Below are 22,377 nucleotides of genomic sequence, written 5' to 3'. Positions count from 1 at the left end.
CGAGACGGCGGCCCCCGTGCCACCACCGTCTAGAAGAGGTCCGATGGGATGACGGGTAACCGTCCGGTCCTGACCATGACCGGCATCAGCAAGACCTTCCCCGGGGTCCGCGCGCTGCACGACGTCGACTTTCGGCTGTTCCCGGGCGAGGTCCACGCCCTGATGGGTGAGAACGGCGCCGGCAAGTCCACCCTGATCAAGGTGCTGACCGGCGTCTACGGGACCGATGCGGGAGTCATCACCCTCGACGGCGAGCAGGTCTCGTTCAGCGGGCCGATGCAGGCCGCCGCGGCCGGCGTCAGCACCGTCTACCAGGAGGTCAACCTCTGCACCAACCTGTCGGTGGCGGAGAACGTCTTCATCGGCCGCGAGCCGCGCCGGCTCGGCGCGGTGCGCTGGGGCGAGATGCGCCGGCGGGCCCGCGACCTGCTGGCCCGGCTCGACCTCGACCTCGACGTCTCCGCGCCGCTGGGCACGTACTCGCTCGCGGTGCAGCAGATGGTCGCCATCGCCCGGGCGATCGACGTGCAGGCCCGGGTGCTGATCCTGGACGAGCCGACGTCCAGCCTGGACGCCGGCGAGGTGGCGCAGCTGTTCCGGATCATGCGCCAGCTCCGTGACGAGGGCATCGCGATCCTGTTCGTCACGCACTTCCTCGACCAGGTCTACGGCATCGCGGACCGCATCACGGTGTTGCGCAACGGCACGCTGGTGGGGGAGTACCGCACCGAGGAGCTGCCGCAGTTCAGCCTGGTCGAGAAGATGATCGGGCAGGAGCTGGACGTGCTGGAGCGGCTCGACGAGCAGCAGAAACGCGCCACCGTCGACACCGCGGACGAGGCCCCGCTGGTGGACGCCGACGGGCTGGGCCGGCGTGGCGCGGTCGCCCCGTTCAGCCTGCGCATCCACGCCGGTGAGGTGGTCGGCCTGGCCGGACTGCTCGGCTCCGGCCGTACCGAGGTGGCGCGGCTGATCTTCGGCGCGGACCGGGCCGACCACGGCCAGGTCCGGCTCGACGGCGGCCGGGCGCCGGTGCGCAACCCGATCCAGGCCATCGGCCAGGGTGTCGGGTTCTGCTCGGAGAACCGGCGGGCCGAGGGCATCGTCCCGGAGCTGACGGTCCGGGAGAACATGATCCTGGCGATGCAGGCCGCGCGCGGCTGGCTGCGTCCGATCCCGCGCCGCCGCCAGGACGAGCTGGTCCGCAGGTACGTCGAGGCGCTGAGCATCCGCCCGGCCAACCCGGAACTGCCGGTGCGCAACCTGTCCGGCGGCAATCAGCAGAAGGTGCTGCTGGCCCGCTGGCTCATCACCGAGCCGCGCCTGCTCATCCTGGACGAGCCGACCCGCGGCATCGACGTCGGCGCGAAGGCCGAGATCCAAAAGCTGGTGGTGCAGCTCTCCGACGGCGGCATGGCGGTGCTGTTCATCTCCGCCGAGCTGGAGGAGGTGCTGCGCCTGAGCCACCGGGTCGCGGTCATGCGCGACCGCGAGATGGTCGCCCAGCTCGACAACGACGACACGCTCGACGCCGACCGCGTCATGCGCACCATCGCCAGCGGCACCACGCGGAAGGAGGTGACCCGATGACCGCCGTCGCCGCCCGCCTCCGCCCGCTCACCGGCCACCGCCTGTTCTGGCCGGCGCTGGTGCTCGTGGTGATGCTCGCCGCGAACACCGTCTACCGTCCCGGCTTCCTCGCCGTCGAGGTCAAGAACGGCCACCTGTACGGCACGCCCATCGACATCCTGCGGCTGAGCGCGCCGCTGATCCTGGTCGCGCTCGGGATGACGCTCGTCATCGCCACCGGCGGCATCGACCTGTCCGTCGGGTCGCTCTGCGCCATCAGCGGCGCGATCGCCTGCCTGCACATCAGCGGGGCGGCCGACCAGAACAGCCCGGCCACGGTGGCCACCGCGCTGGCGCTGGCCTTCGGCGCCGCGCTGGTGCTCGGCGCGTGGAACGGCGTGCTCGTGGCGGTCATCGGCATCCAGCCGATCATCGCCACGCTGATCCTCATGGTGGCCGGCCGGGGCATCGCCCAGCTGGTCACCGAGGGGCAGATCATCACGATCAACTCCGGGCCGTACCGGGCGATCGGGCTCGGGCACTTCCTGACGCTGCCGCTGGCCATCCTGATCGCGCTCGCCGCCGCGCTGCTGGTGGCCGCGTTCACCCGGCGTACCGCGCTCGGCCTGATCGTCGAGTCGGTCGGCGGTAACGCCGAGGCCAGCCGGCTGGCCGGCATCCGGTCGCGGCGCATCGTCTTCCTCGTCTACGTGATCAGCGCCGCCTGCGCCGCGCTCGCCGGCTTCATGGTCACCGCGAACGTGTCCAGCGCCGACGGCAACGCCGCCGGCCTGTGGATCGAGCTCGACGCGATCCTGGCGGTCGTGATCGGCGGCACGTCGCTCGCCGGTGGCCGGTTCTCCCTCGGCGGCACCGTCCTCGGCGCGCTGATCATCCAGACCCTGACCACCACCGTGTACGCCATGAACATCTCGCCGCAGACGTCGCTGCTGTTCAAGGCGGTCGTCGTCATCGCCGTCTGCCTCGTGCAGGCCCCGGCGTTCCGCGCCCGGCTGCGCCGGCGGCGGCGCGGGACCGAGCCCGGGCCGGCGGCGCCGCAGCGGGAGAAGGAGCAGGTGCCGGCATGAGCAGCACGTCGTTGACCACCGGCCGCTCCTGGCGGCCCAGCCTGCCCCGGCGGCACGTCCCGGTGCTAGCGACGCTCGCCCTGCTGCTCGTCATGTACGGCATCGGCGTGTCCCAGTACCGCGCGTTCTCCAACATCCAGGTCGTCTTCAACGTCTTCATCGACAACGGCTTCCTGCTCGTGGTCGCGGTCGGCATGACGTTCGTGATCCTCACCGGCGGCATCGACCTGTCCGTCGGCTCGGTGGTCGCGATGACCGCGATGGTGTCGGCGTCGCTGCTGCGCGACGGCCTGCCCGCGGCGCTGGTGCTGGTCATCGCGCTGCTGATCGGCCCGACGCTGGGCTTCCTGATGGGCTGCGCGATCCACTTCTTCGAGATCCAGCCGTTCATCGTCACACTCGCCGGGATGTTCTTCGCCCGCGGCATGTGCACGTTCATCAGCGACTCCTCGATCTCCATCACCGACGGCTTCTGGACGTCGATGTCGCAGCAGCGCATCGGCGACCCGGCCGGTAACTTCGTCTCGATCAGCGTGCTCATCGCGTTCGCGGTGGTGCTGATCGCGGCGTACGTGCTGGCGTACACCCGGTTCGGCCGCAACGTGTACGCGGTCGGCGGCAACGCGCAGTCGGCGCTGCTGATGGGCCTGCCGGTGGCGCGGACCCGGATCGCCGTCTACACGATCAGCGGGCTCTGCTCGGCCATCGGCGGCATCCTGCTGTCGTTCTACACGCTCTCCGGCGCGCCGCTGATCGCCGTCGGGATGGAGCTGGACGTGATCGCGGCTGTGGTGATCGGCGGCACCGTGCTCACCGGCGGTTCCGGGTACGTCTTCGGCACCGTGCTCGGCGTGCTGGTGCTCGGCGTGATCCAGACCCTGATCACGTTCGACGGCAGCCTCAACTCCTGGTGGACCAAGATCGTGATCGGCGGGCTGCTCTTCGCGTTCATCCTCCTCCAGCGCCTCATCGGCATCCGGTTCAAGTGACGGTTCCTAGCGCGGAAGGCAACAACATGGCAACTCACCCCCAGCCCGAGGTCTGGTTCCTCACCGGCAGCCAGGGCCTCTACGGCGAGGACACCCTGCGGCAGGTCGCCGAGCAGTCCCGGCAGATCGCCGCGCGCCTGGACTCCTCGCCGGACATCCCCGTCCGCGTGGTCTGGAAGCCGGTCCTCACCTCCAGCGCGGACATCCTGGCGGTGTGCCGGGACGCGGCCGTGCAGGGCGCGGTCGGGGTGATCGCCTGGATGCACACGTTCTCCCCGGCCAAGATGTGGATCTCCGGGCTGGACGCGCTACGGACGCCGCTGCTGCACCTGCACACGCAGGCGAACGTGGCGCTGCCGTGGGACGAGATCGACATGGACTTCATGAACCTCAACCAGGCCGCGCACGGCGACCGGGAGTTCGGGTTCGTCCAGACCCGGCTCGGGGTGGCCCGCAAGACCGTCGCCGGCCACGTCACCGACCCGCGCGTCGTCGGCCGGGTCGCGGCCTGGGCCCGGGCCGCCGTCGGCTGGTCGGCGCTGCGGACGCTGCGGCTGGCGCGCTTCGGCGACAACATGCGCGACGTCGCGGTCACCGAGGGGGACAAGGTCGAGGCGGAGCTGCGCTTCGGCGTATCGGTGAACACCTACGGCGTCAACGACCTCGTCGCGGCCGTCGACCAGGTGGCGGACGCGCAGGTGGACGACCTGGTCAAGGAGTACGACGACACCTTCCGGGTGGCGCCGGAGCTGCGGCCCGGCGGGGACCGGCACGACTCGCTGCGGTACGCGGCGCGCCAGGAGCTGGGCCTGCGCGCGTTCCTGGAGGCCGGCGGGTTCCGGGCGTTCACCACGAACTTCGAGGACCTCGGCGGGCTGCGCCAGCTTCCCGGGATCGCGGTGCAGCGCCTGATGGCCGACGGCTACGGCTTCGGCGGCGAGGGCGACTGGAAGACCTCGGTGCTGGTGCACACGCTCAAGGCGATGGCCGTCGGGGTGCCGGGAGGCACCTCGTTCATGGAGGACTACACCTACGACCTGACGTTCGGCCAGGAGCTGATCCTCGGCGCGCACATGCTGGAGGTGTGCCCGAGCATCGCCGCCGACGTGCCGAGCGCGCAGGTGCATCCGCTGAGCATCGGCGGGCGGGAGGACCCGGTGCGCCTGGTCTTCGACGCCGCCCCCGGCCCGGCCGTGGTGCTGGGCATGGCGGACATGGGGGAGCGGTTCCGGCTGGTGGTCAACGCGGTGGACGTGGTGCCGCCGCCGCACCCGCTGCGCCGGCTGCCGGTGGCGCGCGCGGTCTGGCGTCCGCAGCCCGACCTGGCCGGCTCGGCGGAGGCGTGGATCACCGCGGGCGCGCCGCACCACACCGTGCTCTCCCAGGCCGTCGGCGTGGAGGAGCTGCGTGACCTGGCGGCGATGGCCCGGACCGAGCTGGTGGTCATCGACGCGGAGACGCGCCCGCACCGCTTCGCCGACGAGCTGCGCTGGAACCAGGCGTACTACCGGCTCGCCCGGGGCTTCTGAACCCCCTCGCCGCCCGCCGCGCCGACCCCGCGTGGCGGGCGGCGTGTTACGCCTTGACGAACGCCATGTTATCGCTCACAGTCGATGGATAGGGTCGCCGGCACCGCTCGCGGGCCGTTCCGGGCGCGATCTGCGCCGCAGTTGCCAGGGATCCGACTCCCGCCTGGGTGGGCATCGCTGTTAGCGATAACGCCGACGTCGTCGGCGCGCGTCGCCGTGCCCGGGCTCCGGTCGACGAAGGAGGATCATGGTGACGGCTCGACTGTCCCGTGGACGTGGACGCCTGTCCCGGCTGCTGGCCGGGGTGGTGGCGCTGCTTGTCGGTGGCGTGGTGGTGGGCGCCGTGCCCGCGCCCGTCTCCGCGGCCACCGTGGACACCAGCGCGTACTACGTGCTGGTGAACCGCAACAGCGGCAAGGCGCTGGACCTGTACAACCAGGCGACGAACGACGGCGCGCGGATCACCCAGTGGACGCGCAACGACGGCGCCTGGCAGCAGTGGCAGTTCGTGGACTCCGGCGGTGGCTACTACCGGCTGCGCTCCCGGCACTCGGGCAAGGTGCTGGACGTGACCGGCGCGTCCACCGCCAACGGGGCCGCGGTGGTCCAGTGGACCGACCACGGCGGCACCAACCAGCAGTTCCGGCTGGCCGACTCCGACAGCGGGTACGTCCGGCTGATCAACCGGAACTCGAACAAGGTGATGGAGGTGCAGAACGCCTCCACCGCCGACGGCGGCAACATCGTCCAGTACGACGACTGGAACGGCGCGAACCAGCAGTGGCAGCTGGTGCGGGTCGGCGGCAACCCGGGTGACCCGGGCACGCCGAGCGGCAACTTCACCAACCCGGCGGTCTGGCAGGACTTCGCCGACGTCGACATCATCCGGGTCGGCGACGTCTACTACATGTCCGCCTCCACCATGCACTACTCGCCCGGCGCGCCGGTGCTGCGCTCCTGGGACCTGGTGAACTGGGAGTTCGCCGGGCACTCGGTGCCGCGGCTGGAGTTCGGCACCAAGTACGACCTGAGCGCCAGCGAGCAGGCGTACGTGGACGGCATCTGGGCGTCGACGCTGAACTACCGGCCGAGCAACCGCACGTTCTACTGGGCCGGGTGCATCGATTTCGCGCAGACCCACATCTACACCGCCACCGCCGTGGACGGCGCGTGGAGCCGCCTCGCCACCATCCCCAACTGCTACTACGACGCCGGCATGCTGATCGACGACAACGACACCATGTACGTCGCGTACGGCAACGGCACGATCAGCGTGGCCCAGCTGTCCGCCGACGGGCGCAGCCAGGTGCGGGCGCAGCAGGTCTACCAGACGCCGTCGAGCATCGGCACGCTGGAGGGGGCGCGCTTCTACAAGCGCAACGGCGCGTACTACATCTGGCTGACCCGGCCGGCCAACGGCCAGTACGTGCTGAAGTCCACGAACGGCCCGTTCGGCCCGTACGAGCAGCGGCAGGTGCTGCTGAACCTGCCCGGCCCGATCTCCGGTGGCGGCGTGCCGCACCAGGGCGGGCTGGTGCAGACGCAGACCGGCGCCTGGTACTACATGGCGTTCACCGACGCCTACCCGGGCGGCCGGATGCCGACGCTGGCGCCGATCACCTGGACCTCCGACGGCTGGCCGCAGCTGCAGACCGTCAACGGGGCCTGGGGCGCGAGCTACCCCAACCCGCTGCCGACCCGCCCGGTCAAGCCGCTCACCGGCACCGACACGTTCTCCGGCACCACGCTCGGCCCGCAGTACGAGTGGAACCACAACCCGGACAACAGCAGGTGGTCGGTGAACAACGGCCTGCGCCTGCAGACCGCCACCGTCACCAACGACCTGTACCGGGCCCGCAACACGCTCACCCACCGCATCCAGGGTCCGACCTCGACCGGCACCATCGAGCTGGACTACTCGACCATGCGCGACGGTGACCGGGCCGGCCTGGCGATGCTGCGGGACAGTTCGGCCTGGATCGGCGTACGGCGGGACAACGGCGCGACCCGGGTGGTGATGACAAACGGTCTGACCATGGGCTCGAACTGGAACACCACGAGCACCGGGACGGAGATCGCCAGCGCGGCGGTGTCCGGCGGGCGGATCTGGTTGCGGGCCAACGCCGACATCCGGCCCGGCTCCGGACGGCAGGCGCGGTTCTCCTACAGCACCGACGGGGTGAACTTCGTGTCGCTGGGCAACGCGCTGACGCTCAACAACGCGTGGCAGTTCTTCATGGGCTACCGGTTCGGCTTCTTCAACTACGCCACGCAATCGCTTGGCGGCGCGGTGACGGTGCGGCAGTTCTCGCTGACGACACCGTGACAACGGTCACCATTCGCGGCCGTTGACACATCTTCCATAGCCCGGGGTGCGGCTCCGGCAATCGCCGGAAATGCCGCACCCCGGGCCCAATTCCACCCGCTCCGAGCTGCCTGTTCGTGCCGCTGCGCAACGGAAGGGAATGAGCCGCCTGTCGATTCCGCGATAATCGGCGCGCCACGGTGGGAACGGTCGATCTGCGGTAGCGATACCGATGGGACCGCTGGCGTAGACTGTCGCCACCCGGGACGGTCCGGTCGAGATCGACCGGGTGTGGCCGCCGCGGGCAGTGGCGAAAGTGAGGTGGCCGTGCGCGGTCCTGCGATGACGGACGTGGCTCGCCTCGCCGGGGTTTCGCACCAGACGGTCTCCCGGGTGCTCAACGGGCATCCCAACGTGCGTGAACAGACCCGGCTGCGGGTCCAGGCCGCCATCACCGAGCTCGGCTACCGGCCCAACCGCGCGGCCCGCGCGCTGGTGACCGGCCGTTCCCAGGTGATCGGCGTGGTCGCGCAGAACACCACGCTGTACGGCCCGGCGTCGCTGCTGGCCGCGCTGGAGCAGACCGCCGCCGAGGCGGGTTTCGCGGTGAGCGTCGGCAGCGTCCGCGACCTCGACCACCGTTCCATCTCGGCGGCGGTGGAGCGGCACCTGGCGCACCGGGTGGCCGGCATAGTGGTGATCGCGCCCGTCGAGTCGGCCGGGGAGGCGCTGGAACGGCTGCCCCACGACGTGCCGCTGGTGACAGTCGACGGCGACCCCCGGCGGCCGATCCCGCTGGTCACCGTCGACCAGGTCGCCGGCGCCCGGGCCGCCACCGAGCACCTTCTCGCCGCCGGGCACCGCACCGTCTGGCACGTGTCCGGCCCGTCGGACTGGTTCGACAGCGCCGGCCGGATCGAGGGGTGGCGCGAGGCGTTGCGGCAGGCGGGCGCCGAGGTTCCGCCGCTGGTCCCGGCGGACTGGTCCGCTGCCGCGGGTTACCGGTGCGGGCAGATGCTGGCCCGGATGCCGGAGGTCACCGCGGTCTTCACGGCGAACGACCACCTGGCGCTGGGCGTGCTGCGCGCGCTGCACGAGCACGGCCGCCGCGTACCGGACGACATCAGCGTCGTCGGGTTCGACGACGTGCCGGAGGCGGCGTACTTCATTCCGCCGCTGACCACGGTGCGGCCCGACTTCACGGCGGTGGCCGCGGCGAGCCTGGACCTCCTGCTGGCCCAGATCGAGTCGGAGTCGGCCGGCCCGCTGCGCCAGACCATCGCCCCGACGCTGGTCCCGCGCCGAAGCGTGGGCCCACCCCCCACCCGCTGACCCACCCGGCGCCCCACCCGCCCTCGCCGATCTTGCACTTCGCGCCCGCAGGATGTCCGGTTGGCGAACTTCGCGGGGGCCGAAAGCGCAAGATCGGCGAGCTGGGGCGGCGGGGGTGGGTGGGTCAGAGGAAGCGCCAGCGCTGGTGGGCGGCGCCGGTGTCGTCGGCGAGGACCGCCTGCGCGCCCTGGGTGCCCGAGCCGCCGCTGAGGCCGAGCACGCGGCCCCCGTTCGCGCACTGGATCCGGAACCAGCCGCCGCCGCCGTGCCGCAGCCGCCACCTGTGGTCGGCGGCGCCGTTGTCGGCCCACTGGACGATCCGGGCGCCGGCCGCTGTCGAGGCGCCCTCGACGCCCAGCACCTTGCCGCTGTTGCCGTTGCGCAGCCGCAGGTAGCCACCGGTGTCCACGAGCGCGGTCCAGAGGTGGTCGGCGGTCCCGGTGTCGCCCCACTGGATGACCGGCCCGCCGTCGGCGGTGGACATGTTCTGCACGCCGAGCACCAGCCCGCTGCCGAGGTTCTGGATCCGCCGCGCGCCGTTGGGCAGGAACCGCCACTGGTTGTCCAGGCTGCCGTTGTCCGGGTCCTGCACGGCGAACGCGCCCTGCGCGGTCGAGCCGCCGGAGATGCCGAGCAGCTTGCCGGTGTGCACGTTGCGCAGCTTGTGGCTGCCGTCGCCGACGTCGACGACGGCCCAGAGATGGTCGGCGGTGCCGTTGTCCGCCCACTGCAGGATCCGGGCGCCGTCGGCGGTGGACATGTTCTCCACGCCCAGCACCTTGCCGCTGTTGACGTTGCGCAGCCGTAGCGCCGACCCGTCGACCACGAGCTGCCAGTCGTGGTCGGCGGTGCCGGTGTCACCCCACTGCAGCGCGAGCCCGCCGTCTGCGGTGGACATGTTCTGGATCCCGAGCACCAGCCCGCTCGCCGCGTTCGCCAGCCGGAAACTCGCCTCGCCGCCGCCACCACTGCCCGTGCCGACCCGCCAGTAGACCGTGTAGTTGTGCCCGTGGGCGTCGTAGAACGGGCCGAGGCCGACGGTGGCGCCGTCGGCCCGGGCGGTGAACGCGAGACTGCCCGTGCCGGTACGGGTGACCGAGGCGGGGTCCACCGTCGGCAGGGCGCTCAGCGTGGTGTTGCCGTAGTTGCCGGAGAGCACCACCGGCCCGTACGTGATCGCGGCGACCGCGGCGTCGTCGTTGGCGGCCACCGTCGCCACCCGCATCGGCAGCCGGACCGTGACCGTGTCGCCGGAGGTCCAGTCGCGGGTCAGGACGGCGTAGCTCCCGGGCGTGGTGGCGATGCCGGCCGCGACGCCGTTGACGCTGACGCTCGCCCCGCTGGTCCACGCCGGGATCCGGATCCGCATCGTCCACGACCCGGCCACCGAGCCGGTGACGGTCAGCCTCGTGGTGTCGCCGACCGGGTACGAGGTGGCCTGGGTGACGGTGATGCCGCGCTGGCTCCAGGTGAGCACCGAGGGCATGAACAGGTTGACGGTCAGCGTGGTGCCGTTGTGGAAGTAGATCCCGTCCGCGAGCGTGGTGTTGGTCTCCAGCCCGGTGCCCTGACAGCACCAGAAGGAGTTGTAGTCGGTGCTCCAGGTGCCGCCGCCCCACGCCGGGCCGACACCGCGCCGCCCGCCCGGGTTGAGCGGGGTGAAGTACGTGACGTGGCCGTGCGCGTCGGCCGGGTTCTGCTGGCCGATCATGTGGTTGAGCAGCGCGCGTTCGTAGAAGTCGGCGTACGCGACCCGGTCCGGGTCGAGCTGCCACAGCTCCCGGGTCAGCTTGAGCATGTTGTACGTGTTGCACGCCTCGCACGTGTCGTTGCGCAGGTAGCCGGCGATCGCGTTCGGGGCACGGAAGTGCTCGGCCTGGCTGTTGCCGCCGATGGCGTACGTGTGCGCGCCGACGGTGATGGCCCACGCGTTGGTGGCGATGTCCCGGTAGCGGGTGACGCCTGTGGCCTTGTACTCCCGGGCCGCGCCGATCCACTTGGGCACCTGCGTGTTGGCGTGCAGCCCGTTGAGCTGGTCGGAGTTGGCGGCGAGCGGGTTGAACACGGCGGCGTGGTCGAACCGCTGCGCGACGGTGAGCCACCGCCCGTCGCCGGTCTGCTGGTAGAGGTCGGTCAGCACCGCGTTCATGCCGCCGAACTCGGTGCCGAGCATGGCCTGCATCTGGGCCGAGGTGAGCCGGCCGGTGCGCTGGTCGACCCAGCCGGCCAGCGCCAGCAGCACGTCCCGGGCCTGGGTGCTGCCGATCAGCCGCCACACGTCCAGCAGCCCGGCCAGCGTCTTGTGGATGCAGTAGTAGGGGACGTTGCCGTTGCTGAGCGTCCGGGCCTCCAGCGCGGCGAAGTCGGACTCCGGGAAGCCGGACAGGTAGCCGGCGCTGAACCCGGCCGCGCCGTTGTTGGCCTGGCAGCGGGCCAGCTCGGCGACCATGGTGAGCGCCTTGTCCCGGCAGGTGGTGTCGCCGAGCACCGCCCACGCCTGCGCCCAGGCGGTCAGGAAGTGACCCTGCATGTGGGTGCGGAACGGGAAGTTCGGCGCGTCCCAGCCACCGTTGGCGGCGGCGCCGCCGGTGGCCAGGCGGTGGTTGGCCCGGAAGTTGTAGAGCAGCCGGTTGACGTCCACGAAGCGCAGGTACGCCACTGTGCGGTTCTCGTTGTCCTGCCACCGGCTCGCGGTCAGCCGGACCTGGCCCGGGTCGAACGCGTACGCGGACACGCCGATGTCGGGGCGGGCCGGTGGCAGCGCGGCGTGCGCCGTACCGCCTGCGGTGACGGACCCGGCGGCGGCGCCGGCGGTCGCCGCGACGGCGGTGGCGCCGGTGGCGCGGAGCAGGAATCGGCGGTTCACCAGGGGAGCGGGCATGGACGGCCTCCGTGGCGGGGGACGGTGGTGGTGGGAACGGCGGTGGTGGGGAACGGCTACGCGGTGACCCGGAAGGTGGCGTCCTGCCGGTCGACCGCGGGGGAGCCGGCGCCGAGCGGGTCGATGCGCAGCCGGTAGTCGTAGTGCCGCAGGTAACGGGTGGGGTGGTTGTACGAGCGGAACGACGACCAGGTGGCGTCGGCCAGGCCGGCGGTGCGGTGGAAGGTGGCGTCGGCGCGGAACGTGGCGGTGCCGTCGTTCGGGTCCAGCCGGACCGCGTAGTCGTAGTGCCGCAGGTAGTTGCCGGGGTAGTTGACCGACTCGAACGAGACGCCGGCGGCGTCGGCCAGGCCGGGGACCATCCGCCACATCTGGTCCTGGTACGGGTCGAACGGGTACGCGTCGACGCGGGCGATCCGGTCGGCGTGCCGCACGTAGCGGTCGGGGAAGTTCGACGACTTGAGCCGGACCCAGTTCGGCGTGCCCCAGCGGTTGACCATCCCGGCGTACTCGGCGTCGGTGATGCCGATCATCGAGCCGTGTTTGGAGTTCAGCGGCGGTGTGTAGTCGCGCTGGTTCAGCGGCGTCCACGAGTTGCCGGAGATGGTCGTCGTGGACCAGGCGTAGTAGTCGTTGTTGACCGGGCTGAACGAGTCGCCCCACAGCCGCCAGCCGCCCTCGTTCGTGCGCAGCAGCAGCGGCGCCTCGATCGCGTTGCCCTGCCGCAGCCCGCTGGTGTACGTGGTGAAGCTGTTCGGCGCGGCGGTGGTGGAGCGGGCGCCGTAGAGATATCCGTCGTCGAGGTTCTTGTAGTAGAGGTACGTGGTGCCACCGTCGACCACCACGTCGCCGTCGAGCACGCCGAAGGCGGGGCTGAAGTAGACCTGCGACGCGCTGACGGTGCGGAAGTCGCTCGTGTAGTTGACGAACAGTACGTCCCGGCCGTTGTTGGCGGAGTAGACGATGGCGTACTGCCCACGGGCGGCGTCCCAGAACGCGGTCGGCGCCCAGGTGTGGGTGTCGAGCGTGTGCATCCGGATGCGCCGGTAGCCGGTGAACGCGGTCAGGTCGGCCGAGTCCCACACGTGCAGGTACTGGCTGGTCAGCCCCCAGTTGGTGCCCTTGAGGTCGGTGGCCAGCACCACGAAGGTGCCGTCGGTCCTGCGCAGCACGAACGGGTCGCGCAGGCCGAGCTGCCCGGCGGTCGGGGTGACCACCGGGTTGTTCTGGTTCAGCGGAGTCCAGTTCAGCCCGTCCCGGCTGACGGCCAGGTGCAGGCCGTAGTCGGCGCCGAGGCCGTTCGGCGTCTCGGTGAAGTAGGCCATCGCGTAGGCGGTGTTCGCCGCCGCGAACGCGCCGCGGGGCAGGCTGAGCGCGCCGGAGGCGGCGGCAGCCGCGGACAGGGCGCCGACTGTGAACGCGCGTCGGGTCAGGGGCACGACGGGGGCCTTTCTCTGCGGTGGAGATGACGGCCGCGTTAACGCTAACAATCCCCCTTAGCCTGGCGTTCATATAGCTGACTGTCAATTGATTCGCAGCGCTGACGCGAACGCCGCAGGGCGGGCCGCTCGTTCTCGCGGCCCGCCCTGCGGCGGCTGTCCGGCGCCCGGCCGGCGAAAGATCAGCGGTTGCGGTAGTGGTCGACGGCAAGCGTCCCACCGCTCAGCAGCGCCAGCGCGCCGAAGGCGGAACCGGCCCACGGGTTGCCGACGACGCTCGACAGCACCACGTTCGCGGCCACGCTCACGATGAGCACCAGCCAGAGCAGCGGGCGCATCCGGGTAATCGACGACGGGGCGGCGGCGGTCTCGGCGGTACGGTCCAGGTCGTTCACGGCTGCCTCCTCGATGATTTCTGCTACCACCGACAGTAGGGACGGGAGCGGCCGGTAACGATCCCGCCAGCACGACAGTCGTGGTACAGCAGGCTGTACTTTCCGCGCCCGGGCCTGCCGGGCGGCGACAGCGGTGACCTATCGTTTCGCCCGGGGGTGGGCCGGGATGGAGTACGTGCGGCGGCGGTTCCGCGTGGCGGTGGCCGCTCTGGAGCACCTCGTCGGCGGGCTGGGCACCGCAGTGCTGGCCCTGGGCACGCTGCTCGGGACGCTCGTCGTCGCGGCGGCGTGCGTCGGCGGGGTCGGGCTGCTGCTCGTACCCGGACTGCTGCAGGCCGTGCGGTCGGTGGCCGACCGCGAGCGCGCCCGGCTGTCCCGGTGGGGGACGCCGATACCGGCGCCCGGCCCGGTCCCGGCCGGGGTGCGCGCGGCGCTGCGCGACCCGGTGGTACGGCGGGAGCTGCGCTGGGTGGCCGTCCACGGGACGCTCGGCTTCGGGGCCGGGCTGCTCGCGCTGGTGCTGCCGATCTACGCCGTGCAGGACATGACGTTCCCGCTCTGGTACCGGCTGGTGCCGCCGGAGGCCGGCGCGCCCGGCATCGGCTGGTGGCACATCGACGGGCTCGGCGACGCGCTCGCGGTCGCCGTGCTCGGGGTCGGCTGGCTGCTTCTCGCGGTCACGACCGGCCCGGCGCTCGCGCGGATCCAGGCCCGGCCGGGCCGGCGGCTGCTGCCCCCGCCGCCCGGGTTCGACCTGTCGCTGCGCGTCGCCGAACTCACCGCCACCCGGGCCGCCGCGCTCGACGCGCACGCGGTGGAGCTGCGCCGGATCGAGCGTTCGCTGCACGACGGCACCCAGAACCGGCTGGTCGCGGTGAACGTGCTGCTCGGCGCCGCCCGGCGGGCGGTGCGCCGAGATCCGGACCGCGCCGACGAGATCCTGGAACGCGCGCAGGACGCGGCCGAGCAGGCGCTCGGCGAGCTGCGTACGGTGGTGCGCGGCATCCTGCCGCCGGTGCTCGGCGACCGGGGACTGGCCGGGGCGCTCGCCGGACTCGCGGCGGAGTGCGCGGTGCCGTGCCGCCTGTCGGTGGACGTCGACGTGCGCTGCGCGGCCTCGGTGGAGGCCACCGCGTACTTCGTGGTGGCCGAGGCGCTCACGAACGTGGTCCGGCACAGCGGCGCGGACGGCGTCGAGGTCGTCGTGCGCCGGGAACGGGACCGGCTGCTGGTGACGATCACCGACGACGGGCGCGGGGACGCCGACGAGACGCGCGGCTCGGGGCTGACCGGCATCCGCCGGCGGGTCGAGGCGTACGACGGGCGGATGACGCTCACCAGTCCACCGGGAGGACCGACGAGGATGCACGTGGAGCTGCCATGCGGATCGTGATCGCCGAGGACGACGCGCTGCTGCGCGAGGGGCTGGCGCTGCTGCTGCGCGCCGAGGACCTGGACGTGGTGGCCACCGCCGGCACGCCCGGGGAGTTCCTGACCGCTGTCGACGAGCACCGGCCGGACGTGGCGATCGTCGACGTGCGGATGCCACCCACTCACACCGACGAGGGCATCGTCGCCGCGGTCGAGGCCCGCCGCCGCCGTCCCGGCCTCGCGGTGCTGGTCCTGTCCGCGTACGTCGAGCAGGCGTTCGCCACCGAGCTGTTCGCGGTTGGCGCCTCCGGGCTCGGCTACCTGCTCAAGGAGCGGGTGGGCCGGGTCGAGGAGTTCCTCGCCGCGCTGCACCGCGTCGCGGGCGGCGGCAGCGTGATCGACCCCGAGGTGGTCGGGCAGCTGCTCGCCCGCAACCGGCGGCCGGACACCGCGCTGGCCGAGCTGTCGCCGCGTGAGCACGAGGTGCTGGCGCTGATGGCCGAAGGGCTGGGCAACGGCGCGATCGCCGAGCGGTTGTTCGTCACCGAGGGCGCTGTGCACAAGCACATCCGCAGCATCTTCGCCAAGCTGAGCCTGCCGCCGGACGACCGCGCCGACCGCCGGGTCACCGCGGTGCTGCGTTACCTCGACGACGGCCGCCGGTAGCGCACACGCACGCGCGCCGCCTCGCGGTGAGGCGGCGCGCGGACGGGTCGGCCGGATCAGCGGCGGGTGCCGCACAGGGCCGCGTCGACGGTGCTGGTGACCGCCTCCAGCATCTCCAGGCTGGTCGGCAGCGCGGTCACCGCGACCACGGCGCTGCGCCCGTCGGTGGTGGACAGGTTGCGCGTCTCGAAGCCCTGGATGTCGCCGCCGTGCCCCCAGGCGTGGCCGCCGCAGGGCAGCTCGTGCCGGGCGATGCCCAGGCCGTACTCCCACACCCCGTTGGGCTCGAAGTCGGGCGCCGGCACCGTGCGCGTCAGCGCCGCCTGCTGGGCCGGCTTGAGCAGCTTGCCCGCCAGCAGCGCCTCGAAGAACGTGCGCAGGTCCGACGGCGTGGAGACGAGCTGACCGGCGGCCCAGCCCAGCGACGGGTCCATCCGGGTCACGTCGACCCACGGCGCGCCCGGCTCCACCGCCACGTATCCGCGCGGCAGGCGGCCCGGCAGGTCCTGCTCGCCGGTCTGCGGCCAGTACGTGTCACGCAGCCGCAGCGGCTCGATGATCCGCCGGGTGATCTCCTCACCCACCGGACGCTTGGTGACCCGCTCGATGATCAGCCCGGCCAGCACGAAGTTGGTGTTGCTGTACTCCCACTTCTGACCCGGCGGGAAGCGCCGCGACTGGGTGAGCGCCTCGTCCAGCAGCCGGCGCGGGTCGAAGTAGTCGCTGCGGCGGTCCACCAGATCCTGCGCCTCGCTGAACACGACCTCGTCGTAGTCGGGCAGGCCGCTGGTCTGCTGCAGCAGCTGGCGTACGGTGATCCGCCGCCCGTCGTTGCCGTTGGCGCGCACCATCCCGGGCAGGTAGCGCTCGACGGTGGCGTCGAGGTCGATGCGGCCCTCGCCGACGAGCTGGAGAACGACCACCGCGGTGAACGTCTTGGTGTTGCTGCCCACGCGCACCCGGGCGTCGCGGGGGATCGCGGCGCCGGTGCGCAGGTCACCCACGCCCGCGGTGTAGTCGCGCACCCGGCCGTCGCGGCGTACGGAGGCCAGCACCCCGGGGAAGCCGTGCTCGGCGACCAGGCCGTCCAGTCGCGTCTGGACGGCGTCGGCGGCGGGACGCCGGGCGTCGGTGGTCGTGGCGGACGCGGCGGGCACACCGAGCGCGGTGACGGTCAGCATGGCCGTGGCGCCGACGGCGATCGGGAAGGTACGGCGGGTCATGGGAACTCCTCGACGGAGGTGAACGGGTACGGCCTCAAGCCTCGCCAGAACCGGTCCCGCGTTCCATCCCGCCAGCTACCGAGCCGGGGTAGCGCTGGCACTACTTGATCGCTCCCGGCGTCGCCGGTTAGGCTCCGCGCAGCGTCGCGTGCCGGTGGCAGACCGTGTCAGGCATGGAGGCGCCGGATCGAAGGGAGCACGACGATGACACTCGTCGTCCCTTCGCCCTCGCCACGTGGCTGAGGGCGAACAGACCAGGCTGGTGGCCTGGAGCCGGGAGATGCGCGCCGTCCACGAGCGGCTGCGCGAGGCGCTTGAGGTGACCCGGCGGGCGCTCGCCGCCGGTGAGCCGGCACGGCCCGCGACACGGGACCTGCTGCTGTTCTGCCACGGGTTCTGCGCGGCGCTGACCGCGCATCACGAGGGCGAGGACCGCAGTCTCTTCCCGGCGGTCGCGACGCGCCATCCGGAGCTGCGCGAGACGCTGGACCGGCTGCGACAGGACCACTCGATGATCGGCTACCTGCTGGCCGGGCTGGGTGCGGCGGTGGCTCGCGACGCCCCGCCCGACGAACTGGCCCGGCACCTGGAGGGCGTGGCGGCGATCATGGAGTCGCACTTCCGGTACGAGGAGCGGCAGCTGCTTTCGGTGCTGGAGACGCTGGCGCTGGACGCCGACCCGGCCGACGTCCTCGGACCGCTGTGACCCCGGGTCGCGGCCCGGCGGGATGCGCGCCGCCGGGCCGCGACCGGGCGTTCAGTTCAGGCCGCAGGTGGCCAGCGCGTCCAGGTTCGGGCGCGGCGCGCCGACCCGGTTGAACGCGATCTCGATGCGGTCGAGCGCCGCGGCGCGCTTGCTGCGCAGCGGCCCGAGGATCGCGTTGTCGATGAAGGCCGGTCCGCCCTCGGGGCGCACCGCGAGCTGGGCGAGGCGGGCGTTCGCCTCGGCGATCTGCTTGTCCAGCGTGGCCAGTTCGGCCTGCACCTGGCTCGCGGCCGCCGCCGGGACGGCAGGCAGCGCGACGCGCGGGCAGTCGACCGTCCGGGCCGATCCGGCCGCGTTGCCGTTCTGGCCGCCGTTGTTCCCGTTCTGGCCGCCGGCGTTCCCGTTCTGACCGCCCGCGTTGCCGTTCTGGCCGCCGGCGTTCTGGCCGGCGCCGCCGTTGACGGCGCTCGGCACGCCCGGGGCGTTGAGCGAGCAGGCCGCCAGCGCGTCCAGGTCCGGGCGCGGCGCGCCGATCCGGTTGAACGCGATCTCGATGCGGTCGAGCACGGCGACGCGCTTGCTGCGCAGCGGGCCGAGGATCGCGTTGTCGATGAACGCCGGTCCGCCCTCGGGGCGTACCGCCTGCCGGGCCAGCCGTTCGTTCTGCCGGGCGATCTCCTGGTCCAGGTTGGCCAGTTCCCGCTCCACCTGGGCCGATGCCGCCGCCGGTACGGCCGGCAGCTTGTCGCGTACCGTCGGGCAGTTCACGGTCTGCGCGGCTGCGGTGGTGGCCGGGGGGTTGTTCTCGCCCGCCGACGCCAGTTGCAGCCCACCGGCGAACAACAGCGCCGCGAGGGCGCCCACCCCGCCGAGCTTCAGGACCGCGGTCTTGCGCGTACCCCTGGCCATGCACCTCTCCTCTGGTTGACCGGGAGGGTGCGGCGGCTGCCGCGCCGTCTCCACGGTGCGAAGTGACGACTGGAGGAATCGTGCTCGTCCCGCTCCGGCATCGCGGTTCCGGCCGATGTTCCCGTCGGCAGTGGATACGGACGGCGGCGCGAGATCGTTCAGCGCACCCCGGATGTTTGACCGCATCGACGTCCGTCGTTAGGCTGCGCTGAAAGCGCTTACTGTGCGGGAGACGTGAGCGTTCGGCATGACACGGACGTCCGGGCGACAAGGCCCGCCCCTGACACCGACCGGGCATCGGTGCCGGTAGCGGCGTGGGCACCGCACCACCACCCGGAGGAGACCATCATGATCAACCGACACCGTCGTACGGTGTTGTGGACATCGGCCGCGGCGACGGCGGCGCTCGCCGCGTCCGGCCTGGCCGTCGGCGCGACCGCCGCCCAGGCGGCCGCCGGCTGCCGCGTCGACTACGCCGTCACCGCGCAGTGGGGCGGCGGCTTCACCGCCAACGTCAACCTGACGAACCTCGGCGACCCGCTCAACGGATGGGCCGTCACCTGGACGTTCGCCGCCGGGCAGACCGTCGCCCAGGCGTGGGGCGCCGAGATCACCGCCAGCGGCGCGTCGGTGCGGGCCGCCAACGTCAGCTACAACGGCAGCCTCGGCACCAACGCGAGCACGTCGTTCGGCTTCAACGGCACCTGGAACGACAGCAGCAACCCGGTCCCGGCCGCGTTCGCCGTCAACGGCGTCACCTGCACCGGCGGCGTCACCCCCACCACCGGCACGCCGCCGACCAGCGCCCCGCCGAGCAGCCCGCCCCCGAGCACCCCGCCGCCGACGACGCCGCCACCGACCACGCCGCCGCCGGTCGGCGGGGCGATCTACGCCGCGCCGAACGGCACCGCCGGGGCGGCCGGCACCCAGGCCAGCCCCACCACCATCGCCGCGGCGATCACCCGCGTCGGCGCCGGCGGCACGATCTACCTGCGCGGCGGCACCTACAACCTGTCCCAGACGGTCACCGTCGCCGCCGGCAACAACGGCACGTCGAGCGCCCGCAAGAACCTGTACGCCTACCCGGGCGAGACGCCGATCCTGAACTTCTCGGCGATGAGCGAGGACCCGGCCAACCGGGGGCTGGCGCTGAACGCCTCGTACTGGCACGTGCGCGGGCTCGTGGTGGAGCGGGCCGGTGACAACGGCATCTTCGTCGGCGGCAGCAACAACATCATCGAGCGGACGGTGACCCGGTTCAACCGCGACACCGGGCTGCAACTGTCCCGGATCGCCTCCAGCACGCCCCGCGACCAGTGGCCGGCGAACAACCTGATGGTGAGCGTGGAGTCGCACGACAACGCCGACTCCGACGGCGAGGACGCCGACGGCTTCGCGGCCAAGCTCACAGTGGGCGGTGGCAACGTCTTCCGGTACGCGGTGTCGCATCACAACATCGACGACGGGTGGGACCTCTACACCAAGTCCGACACCGGCGCGATCGGCACGGTGACCATCGAGGACTCCCTCGCGTACAGCAACGGCACGCTCAGCAACGGCACCCAGAACGGCAACGGCGACCGCAACGGCTTCAAGCTCGGCGGTGAGGACATCGCCGTCAGCCACACCGTGCGGCGCACCATCGCGTACCGCAACGGCAAGCACGGCTTCACGTACAACCGGAATCCGGGCACGATGACGATCTCGAACAATCTGAGCATCGACAGCACCGAACGGAACTTCTCGTTCGACGCCGGCACCTCGGTGTTCCGGAGCAACACGTCCTGCCGCTTCGCCGGCGGCGGCTCCAACGACAAGACGGTCGGCAACGTGGACGGCTCGAACCAGTTCTGGTCCGGCTCCAACGGTTCCCGCTGCGCCACGTACTCCGGTGCCCTGGCCTGGTCCTTCGCCGGCGACGGCCGCCTCACGGTGACCCTAGGCGGCCGCCAGGTCTCGCTCTGACCCAGGCACCCCACCGGGTTGATCATGAGGTTGGCGGCCGGATCGGAGATCGACAACGCCGTCAACCTCATGATCGACCGGGTCGGGGCCGGGGTGGGGGAGAGGAGATCGGGCCGAAGGACCGGCTTGACAGGATGATCGAGTCTTAGGTTAGCCTAACCTGCGTGACGAGCGAAGCAGTGCGGGCCGACGGCCTGACGGGCAGTGAGCTGCGGCTGGGCTACCACGGCAAGACGGTGGTGCACGACGCCGCCATCACGCTGCGCCCCGCGGCGGTGACCGCGCTGGTCGGCCCGAACGGCAGCGGCAAGTCGACGCTGCTGCGCGGGCTGGCCCGCCTGCACCCGCTGGAACACGGCGAGGTCGTGCTCGCCGACGGCACCCCGGCCCGGGCGCTGTCCCCCCGGGACTTCGCCCGCCGGGTCACGCTGCTGGCGCAGAGCCGCCCCACCCCGAGCGGGGTCACGGTGCGGGACGTGGTCGGCTACGGCCGGCACCCCTACCGGCAGCGGTGGCGCGCCGGCGACCCCGACGGGCCCGTCGCGATCGACCGGGCCATGACCGTGACAGGTGTCGACGGCATGGCCGGCCGGCCGGTCGACGAGCTGTCCGGCGGCGAGCTGCAACGCGTCTGGCTGGCCACCTGCCTGGCCCAGGACACCGCGATCCTGCTGCTGGACGAGCCCACCACGTTCCTGGACCTGCGCTACCAGGTGGAGATCCTCGACCTGATGCGCGACCTCGCCGACACCGCCGGCGTCGCCGTCGGCGTGGTGCTGCACGACCTCAACCAGGCCGCCGCCGTCGCCGACCAGGTCGTGCTCCTGCACGAGGGCCGGGTCCGCGGCACCGGCACGCCGCACGAGGTGTTCACCGAGGCGGCGCTCACCGAGGCGTACGGCATCCGCGTCGAGGTGATCGTCGACCCGGTCACCAACCTGCTCTCCACACGTCCCGTCGGCCGGCACACGACCCGTATCCCCGCCTGACCGATCCCTGCACACAGAAGAGAAACCGATGCTGCGTACCCGCCTGACCCTGCTCGCCGCCGCCGCGGCGAGCGCGCTGCTGATCGCCGGCTGCGGCACCACCGAGGAGCCCGCCGCCGCACCGTCCTCCTCCGACGCCGCGCCCACCGGCCCGGTCACCGTCACCGACAGCCGGGGCAAGACCATCACGCTCAAGAGCCCCGCCACCAAGGTCGTCGGCCTGGAGTGGGGCGAGGTCGAGATGCTCGTCGGCCTCGGCGTGATGCCGGTCGGCGTGGCCGACCCCAAGGGGTACGCCACCTGGGTGACCGCCGCCCCGCTCGACCCGAGCGTCAAGGACGTCGGCACCCGGGGTGAGCCGAGCGTCGACTCCATCGTCGCCCTCCAGCCGGACCTCGTGGTGATGGAGGCCGAGCGCGGCTCCGCCGTCGTCACCCAGCTGGAGAAGTACGTCCCGGTGCTGGTCACCAAGGGCAGCGACGCCTCCGACAACATCGGCCGGATGCGCTCGGACCTGAAGATGATCGCCACCGCGACCGGGCGCACCGCGCAGGCGGACAAGCTGCTCGCCGACTTCGACGCCACGCTCGCCGACGGCAAGAAGAAGATCGCCGACGCCGGTGCGGCCGGCAAGCAGTTCGCGATCGCCGACGGCTGGAAGGAAGGCAGCACCGTCTCGATCCGGATGTTCGGCGAGGGCGCGCTCGTCTCCCAGCTCGGCATCCAGCTCGGCCTCAAGAACGCCTGGACCGGCAAGACCGACGAGATGTGGGGCCTGGGCCAGACCGACGTCGAGGGCATGACCGTCCTCAAGAGCCAGGACCTGCACTTCTTCTACAACGCCTCGGACGGCACCGACGTGTTCGCCGACGGCCTCGCCGGCAACGCGATCTGGCGTTCCCTGCCGTTCGTCCAGCAGAACAAGCTGCACAAGATGCCCAACGGCATCTGGACCTTCGGCGGCACGCTCTCCGCCAAGCAGTACATCGACGAGCTGGTCAAGGTCTACACGGCTTGAGCG

General features: G+C 71.9%; 17 protein-coding genes. 12 read left to right on the top strand and 5 right to left on the bottom strand.

The features are described 5' to 3' along the window. The first annotated feature begins 48 nt into the window (after positions 1 to 48). The 6 genes from DQE82_RS14450 (at position 49) to DQE82_RS14425 (ending at position 8,812) form a co-directional block, all read left to right on the top strand. Entirely contained in the window at positions 49 to 1,590 is a 1,542-nt protein-coding gene (locus tag DQE82_RS14450) for a sugar ABC transporter ATP-binding protein (RefSeq protein ID WP_043323312.1), read from the top strand. Then, positions 1,587 to 2,657, top strand: coding sequence for an ABC transporter permease (locus DQE82_RS14445; protein WP_043323315.1), 1,071 nt, complete (start codon positions 1,587 to 1,589; stop codon positions 2,655 to 2,657). Before DQE82_RS14450 ends, DQE82_RS14445 begins: the two co-directional genes overlap by 4 nt. Beyond that, a complete protein-coding gene (yjfF, locus tag DQE82_RS14440; protein WP_043323316.1) occupies positions 2,654 to 3,646 on the top strand; it encodes a galactofuranose ABC transporter, permease protein YjfF in 993 nt (330 codons plus the stop codon). The genes DQE82_RS14445 and yjfF overlap by 4 nt, the downstream gene beginning before the upstream one ends. Before the next feature lie 26 nt (positions 3,647 to 3,672). Next, positions 3,673 to 5,175: an L-arabinose isomerase gene (araA, locus tag DQE82_RS14435; RefSeq protein ID WP_113972955.1), complete on the top strand. Its 1,503-nt coding sequence runs from the start codon at positions 3,673 to 3,675 to the stop codon at positions 5,173 to 5,175. A gap of 247 nt (positions 5,176 to 5,422) precedes the next feature. After that, on the top strand, positions 5,423 to 7,501 hold the full coding sequence (locus DQE82_RS14430) for an RICIN domain-containing protein (RefSeq protein WP_205796401.1): 2,079 nt from the start codon (positions 5,423 to 5,425) through the stop codon (positions 7,499 to 7,501). A gap of 321 nt (positions 7,502 to 7,822) precedes the next feature. After that, entirely contained in the window at positions 7,823 to 8,812 is a 990-nt protein-coding gene (locus DQE82_RS14425) for a LacI family DNA-binding transcriptional regulator (protein ID WP_176722811.1), read from the top strand. 124 nt (positions 8,813 to 8,936) lie between these two features. On the opposite strand, the gene DQE82_RS14420 is transcribed toward DQE82_RS14425, so the two are convergent. The 3 genes from DQE82_RS14420 to DQE82_RS14410 form a co-directional block, all read right to left on the bottom strand. Continuing rightward, positions 8,937 to 11,693, bottom strand: coding sequence for a beta-L-arabinofuranosidase domain-containing protein (locus DQE82_RS14420; protein WP_113972954.1), 2,757 nt, complete (start codon positions 11,691 to 11,693; stop codon positions 8,937 to 8,939). A gap of 56 nt (positions 11,694 to 11,749) precedes the next feature. After that, positions 11,750 to 13,132 carry a glycoside hydrolase family 43 protein gene (locus DQE82_RS14415; protein WP_113972953.1) on the bottom strand — a complete coding sequence of 461 codons (1,383 nt, stop codon included), beginning with the start codon at positions 13,130 to 13,132 and terminating at the stop codon, positions 11,750 to 11,752. Positions 13,133 to 13,314: 182 nt separating this feature from the next. Next, complete coding sequence (locus DQE82_RS14410; protein ID WP_043323325.1) at positions 13,315 to 13,527, bottom strand: hypothetical protein; 213 nt, start codon at positions 13,525 to 13,527, stop codon at positions 13,315 to 13,317. A 166-nt stretch (positions 13,528 to 13,693) separates the two neighbouring features. Here DQE82_RS14410 and DQE82_RS14405 point away from each other — a divergent pair, with 166 nt between their 5' ends. Continuing rightward, positions 13,694 to 14,920 carry a sensor histidine kinase gene (locus DQE82_RS14405; protein WP_043323327.1) on the top strand — a complete coding sequence of 409 codons (1,227 nt, stop codon included), beginning with the start codon at positions 13,694 to 13,696 and terminating at the stop codon, positions 14,918 to 14,920. Beyond that, the gene (locus DQE82_RS14400; RefSeq protein WP_030499160.1) at positions 14,908 to 15,564 is read left to right on the top strand and encodes a response regulator transcription factor; all 657 of its coding nucleotides are present in this window, start codon (positions 14,908 to 14,910) and stop codon (positions 15,562 to 15,564) included. Before DQE82_RS14405 ends, DQE82_RS14400 begins: the two co-directional genes overlap by 13 nt. 56 nt (positions 15,565 to 15,620) lie before the next feature. Here DQE82_RS14400 and DQE82_RS14395 read toward each other — a convergent pair whose 3' ends face one another. Further along, positions 15,621 to 16,787 carry a serine hydrolase gene (locus DQE82_RS14395; RefSeq protein ID WP_113972952.1) on the bottom strand — a complete coding sequence of 389 codons (1,167 nt, stop codon included), beginning with the start codon at positions 16,785 to 16,787 and terminating at the stop codon, positions 15,621 to 15,623. Between the two features lie 235 nt (positions 16,788 to 17,022). Between DQE82_RS14395 and DQE82_RS14390 the strand changes: the two genes are divergently transcribed. Continuing rightward, entirely contained in the window at positions 17,023 to 17,493 is a 471-nt protein-coding gene (locus DQE82_RS14390) for a hemerythrin domain-containing protein (RefSeq protein ID WP_064445625.1), read from the top strand. Positions 17,494 to 17,544: 51 nt separating this feature from the next. Here the strand turns inward: DQE82_RS14390 and DQE82_RS14385 are convergent, their stop codons facing one another. After that, positions 17,545 to 18,402, bottom strand: a complete 858-nt coding sequence (locus DQE82_RS14385) for a hypothetical protein (RefSeq protein WP_113972951.1) — start codon at positions 18,400 to 18,402, stop codon at positions 17,545 to 17,547. Between the two features lie 348 nt (positions 18,403 to 18,750). On the opposite strand from DQE82_RS14385, the gene DQE82_RS14380 reads away from it, so the two are divergent. The 3 genes from DQE82_RS14380 (at position 18,751) to DQE82_RS14370 (ending at position 22,374) form a co-directional block, all read left to right on the top strand. After that, positions 18,751 to 20,367: a cellulose-binding domain-containing protein gene (locus tag DQE82_RS14380; RefSeq protein ID WP_113972950.1), complete on the top strand. Its 1,617-nt coding sequence runs from the start codon at positions 18,751 to 18,753 to the stop codon at positions 20,365 to 20,367. Positions 20,368 to 20,546: 179 nt separating this feature from the next. After that, positions 20,547 to 21,356 carry an ABC transporter ATP-binding protein gene (locus DQE82_RS14375; RefSeq protein WP_113972949.1) on the top strand — a complete coding sequence of 270 codons (810 nt, stop codon included), beginning with the start codon at positions 20,547 to 20,549 and terminating at the stop codon, positions 21,354 to 21,356. A 28-nt stretch (positions 21,357 to 21,384) separates the two neighbouring features. Continuing rightward, a complete protein-coding gene (locus DQE82_RS14370; protein WP_113972948.1) occupies positions 21,385 to 22,374 on the top strand; it encodes an iron-siderophore ABC transporter substrate-binding protein in 990 nt (329 codons plus the stop codon). Positions 22,375 to 22,377: the final 3 nt, after the last annotated feature.

Origin of the sequence: Micromonospora sp. LHW51205 (assembly GCF_003315815.1) — a bacterium.
GTDB lineage: Bacteria > Actinomycetota > Actinomycetes > Mycobacteriales > Micromonosporaceae > Micromonospora > Micromonospora chalcea.
Note: the sequence above shows the minus strand (reverse complement) of the source record. Positions and strands in the feature narration are given on the sequence as shown.

Excerpts from the sequence above, each read along its gene's own strand:
- yjfF (WP_043323316.1), top strand. The coding sequence starts at position 2,654 with ATGAGCAGCACGTCGTTGACCACCGGCCGCTCCTGGCGGCCCAGCCTG.
- DQE82_RS14370 (WP_113972948.1), top strand. The coding sequence starts at position 21,385 with ATGCTGCGTACCCGCCTGACCCTGCTCGCCGCCGCCGCGGCGAGCGCG.
- DQE82_RS14450 (WP_043323312.1), top strand. The coding sequence starts at position 49 with ATGACGGGTAACCGTCCGGTCCTGACCATGACCGGCATCAGCAAGACC.
- DQE82_RS14395 (WP_113972952.1), bottom strand. The coding sequence starts at position 16,787 with ATGACCCGCCGTACCTTCCCGATCGCCGTCGGCGCCACGGCCATGCTG.
- DQE82_RS14430 (WP_205796401.1), top strand. The coding sequence starts at position 5,423 with ATGGTGACGGCTCGACTGTCCCGTGGACGTGGACGCCTGTCCCGGCTG.
- araA (WP_113972955.1), top strand. The coding sequence starts at position 3,673 with ATGGCAACTCACCCCCAGCCCGAGGTCTGGTTCCTCACCGGCAGCCAG.
- DQE82_RS14425 (WP_176722811.1), top strand. The coding sequence starts at position 7,823 with ATGACGGACGTGGCTCGCCTCGCCGGGGTTTCGCACCAGACGGTCTCC.
- DQE82_RS14420 (WP_113972954.1), bottom strand. The coding sequence starts at position 11,693 with ATGCCCGCTCCCCTGGTGAACCGCCGATTCCTGCTCCGCGCCACCGGC.
- DQE82_RS14445 (WP_043323315.1), top strand. The coding sequence starts at position 1,587 with ATGACCGCCGTCGCCGCCCGCCTCCGCCCGCTCACCGGCCACCGCCTG.
- DQE82_RS14380 (WP_113972950.1), top strand. The coding sequence starts at position 18,751 with ATGATCAACCGACACCGTCGTACGGTGTTGTGGACATCGGCCGCGGCG.
- DQE82_RS14405 (WP_043323327.1), top strand. The coding sequence starts at position 13,694 with ATGGAGTACGTGCGGCGGCGGTTCCGCGTGGCGGTGGCCGCTCTGGAG.
- DQE82_RS14385 (WP_113972951.1), bottom strand. The coding sequence starts at position 18,402 with ATGGCCAGGGGTACGCGCAAGACCGCGGTCCTGAAGCTCGGCGGGGTG.
- DQE82_RS14400 (WP_030499160.1), top strand. The coding sequence starts at position 14,908 with ATGCGGATCGTGATCGCCGAGGACGACGCGCTGCTGCGCGAGGGGCTG.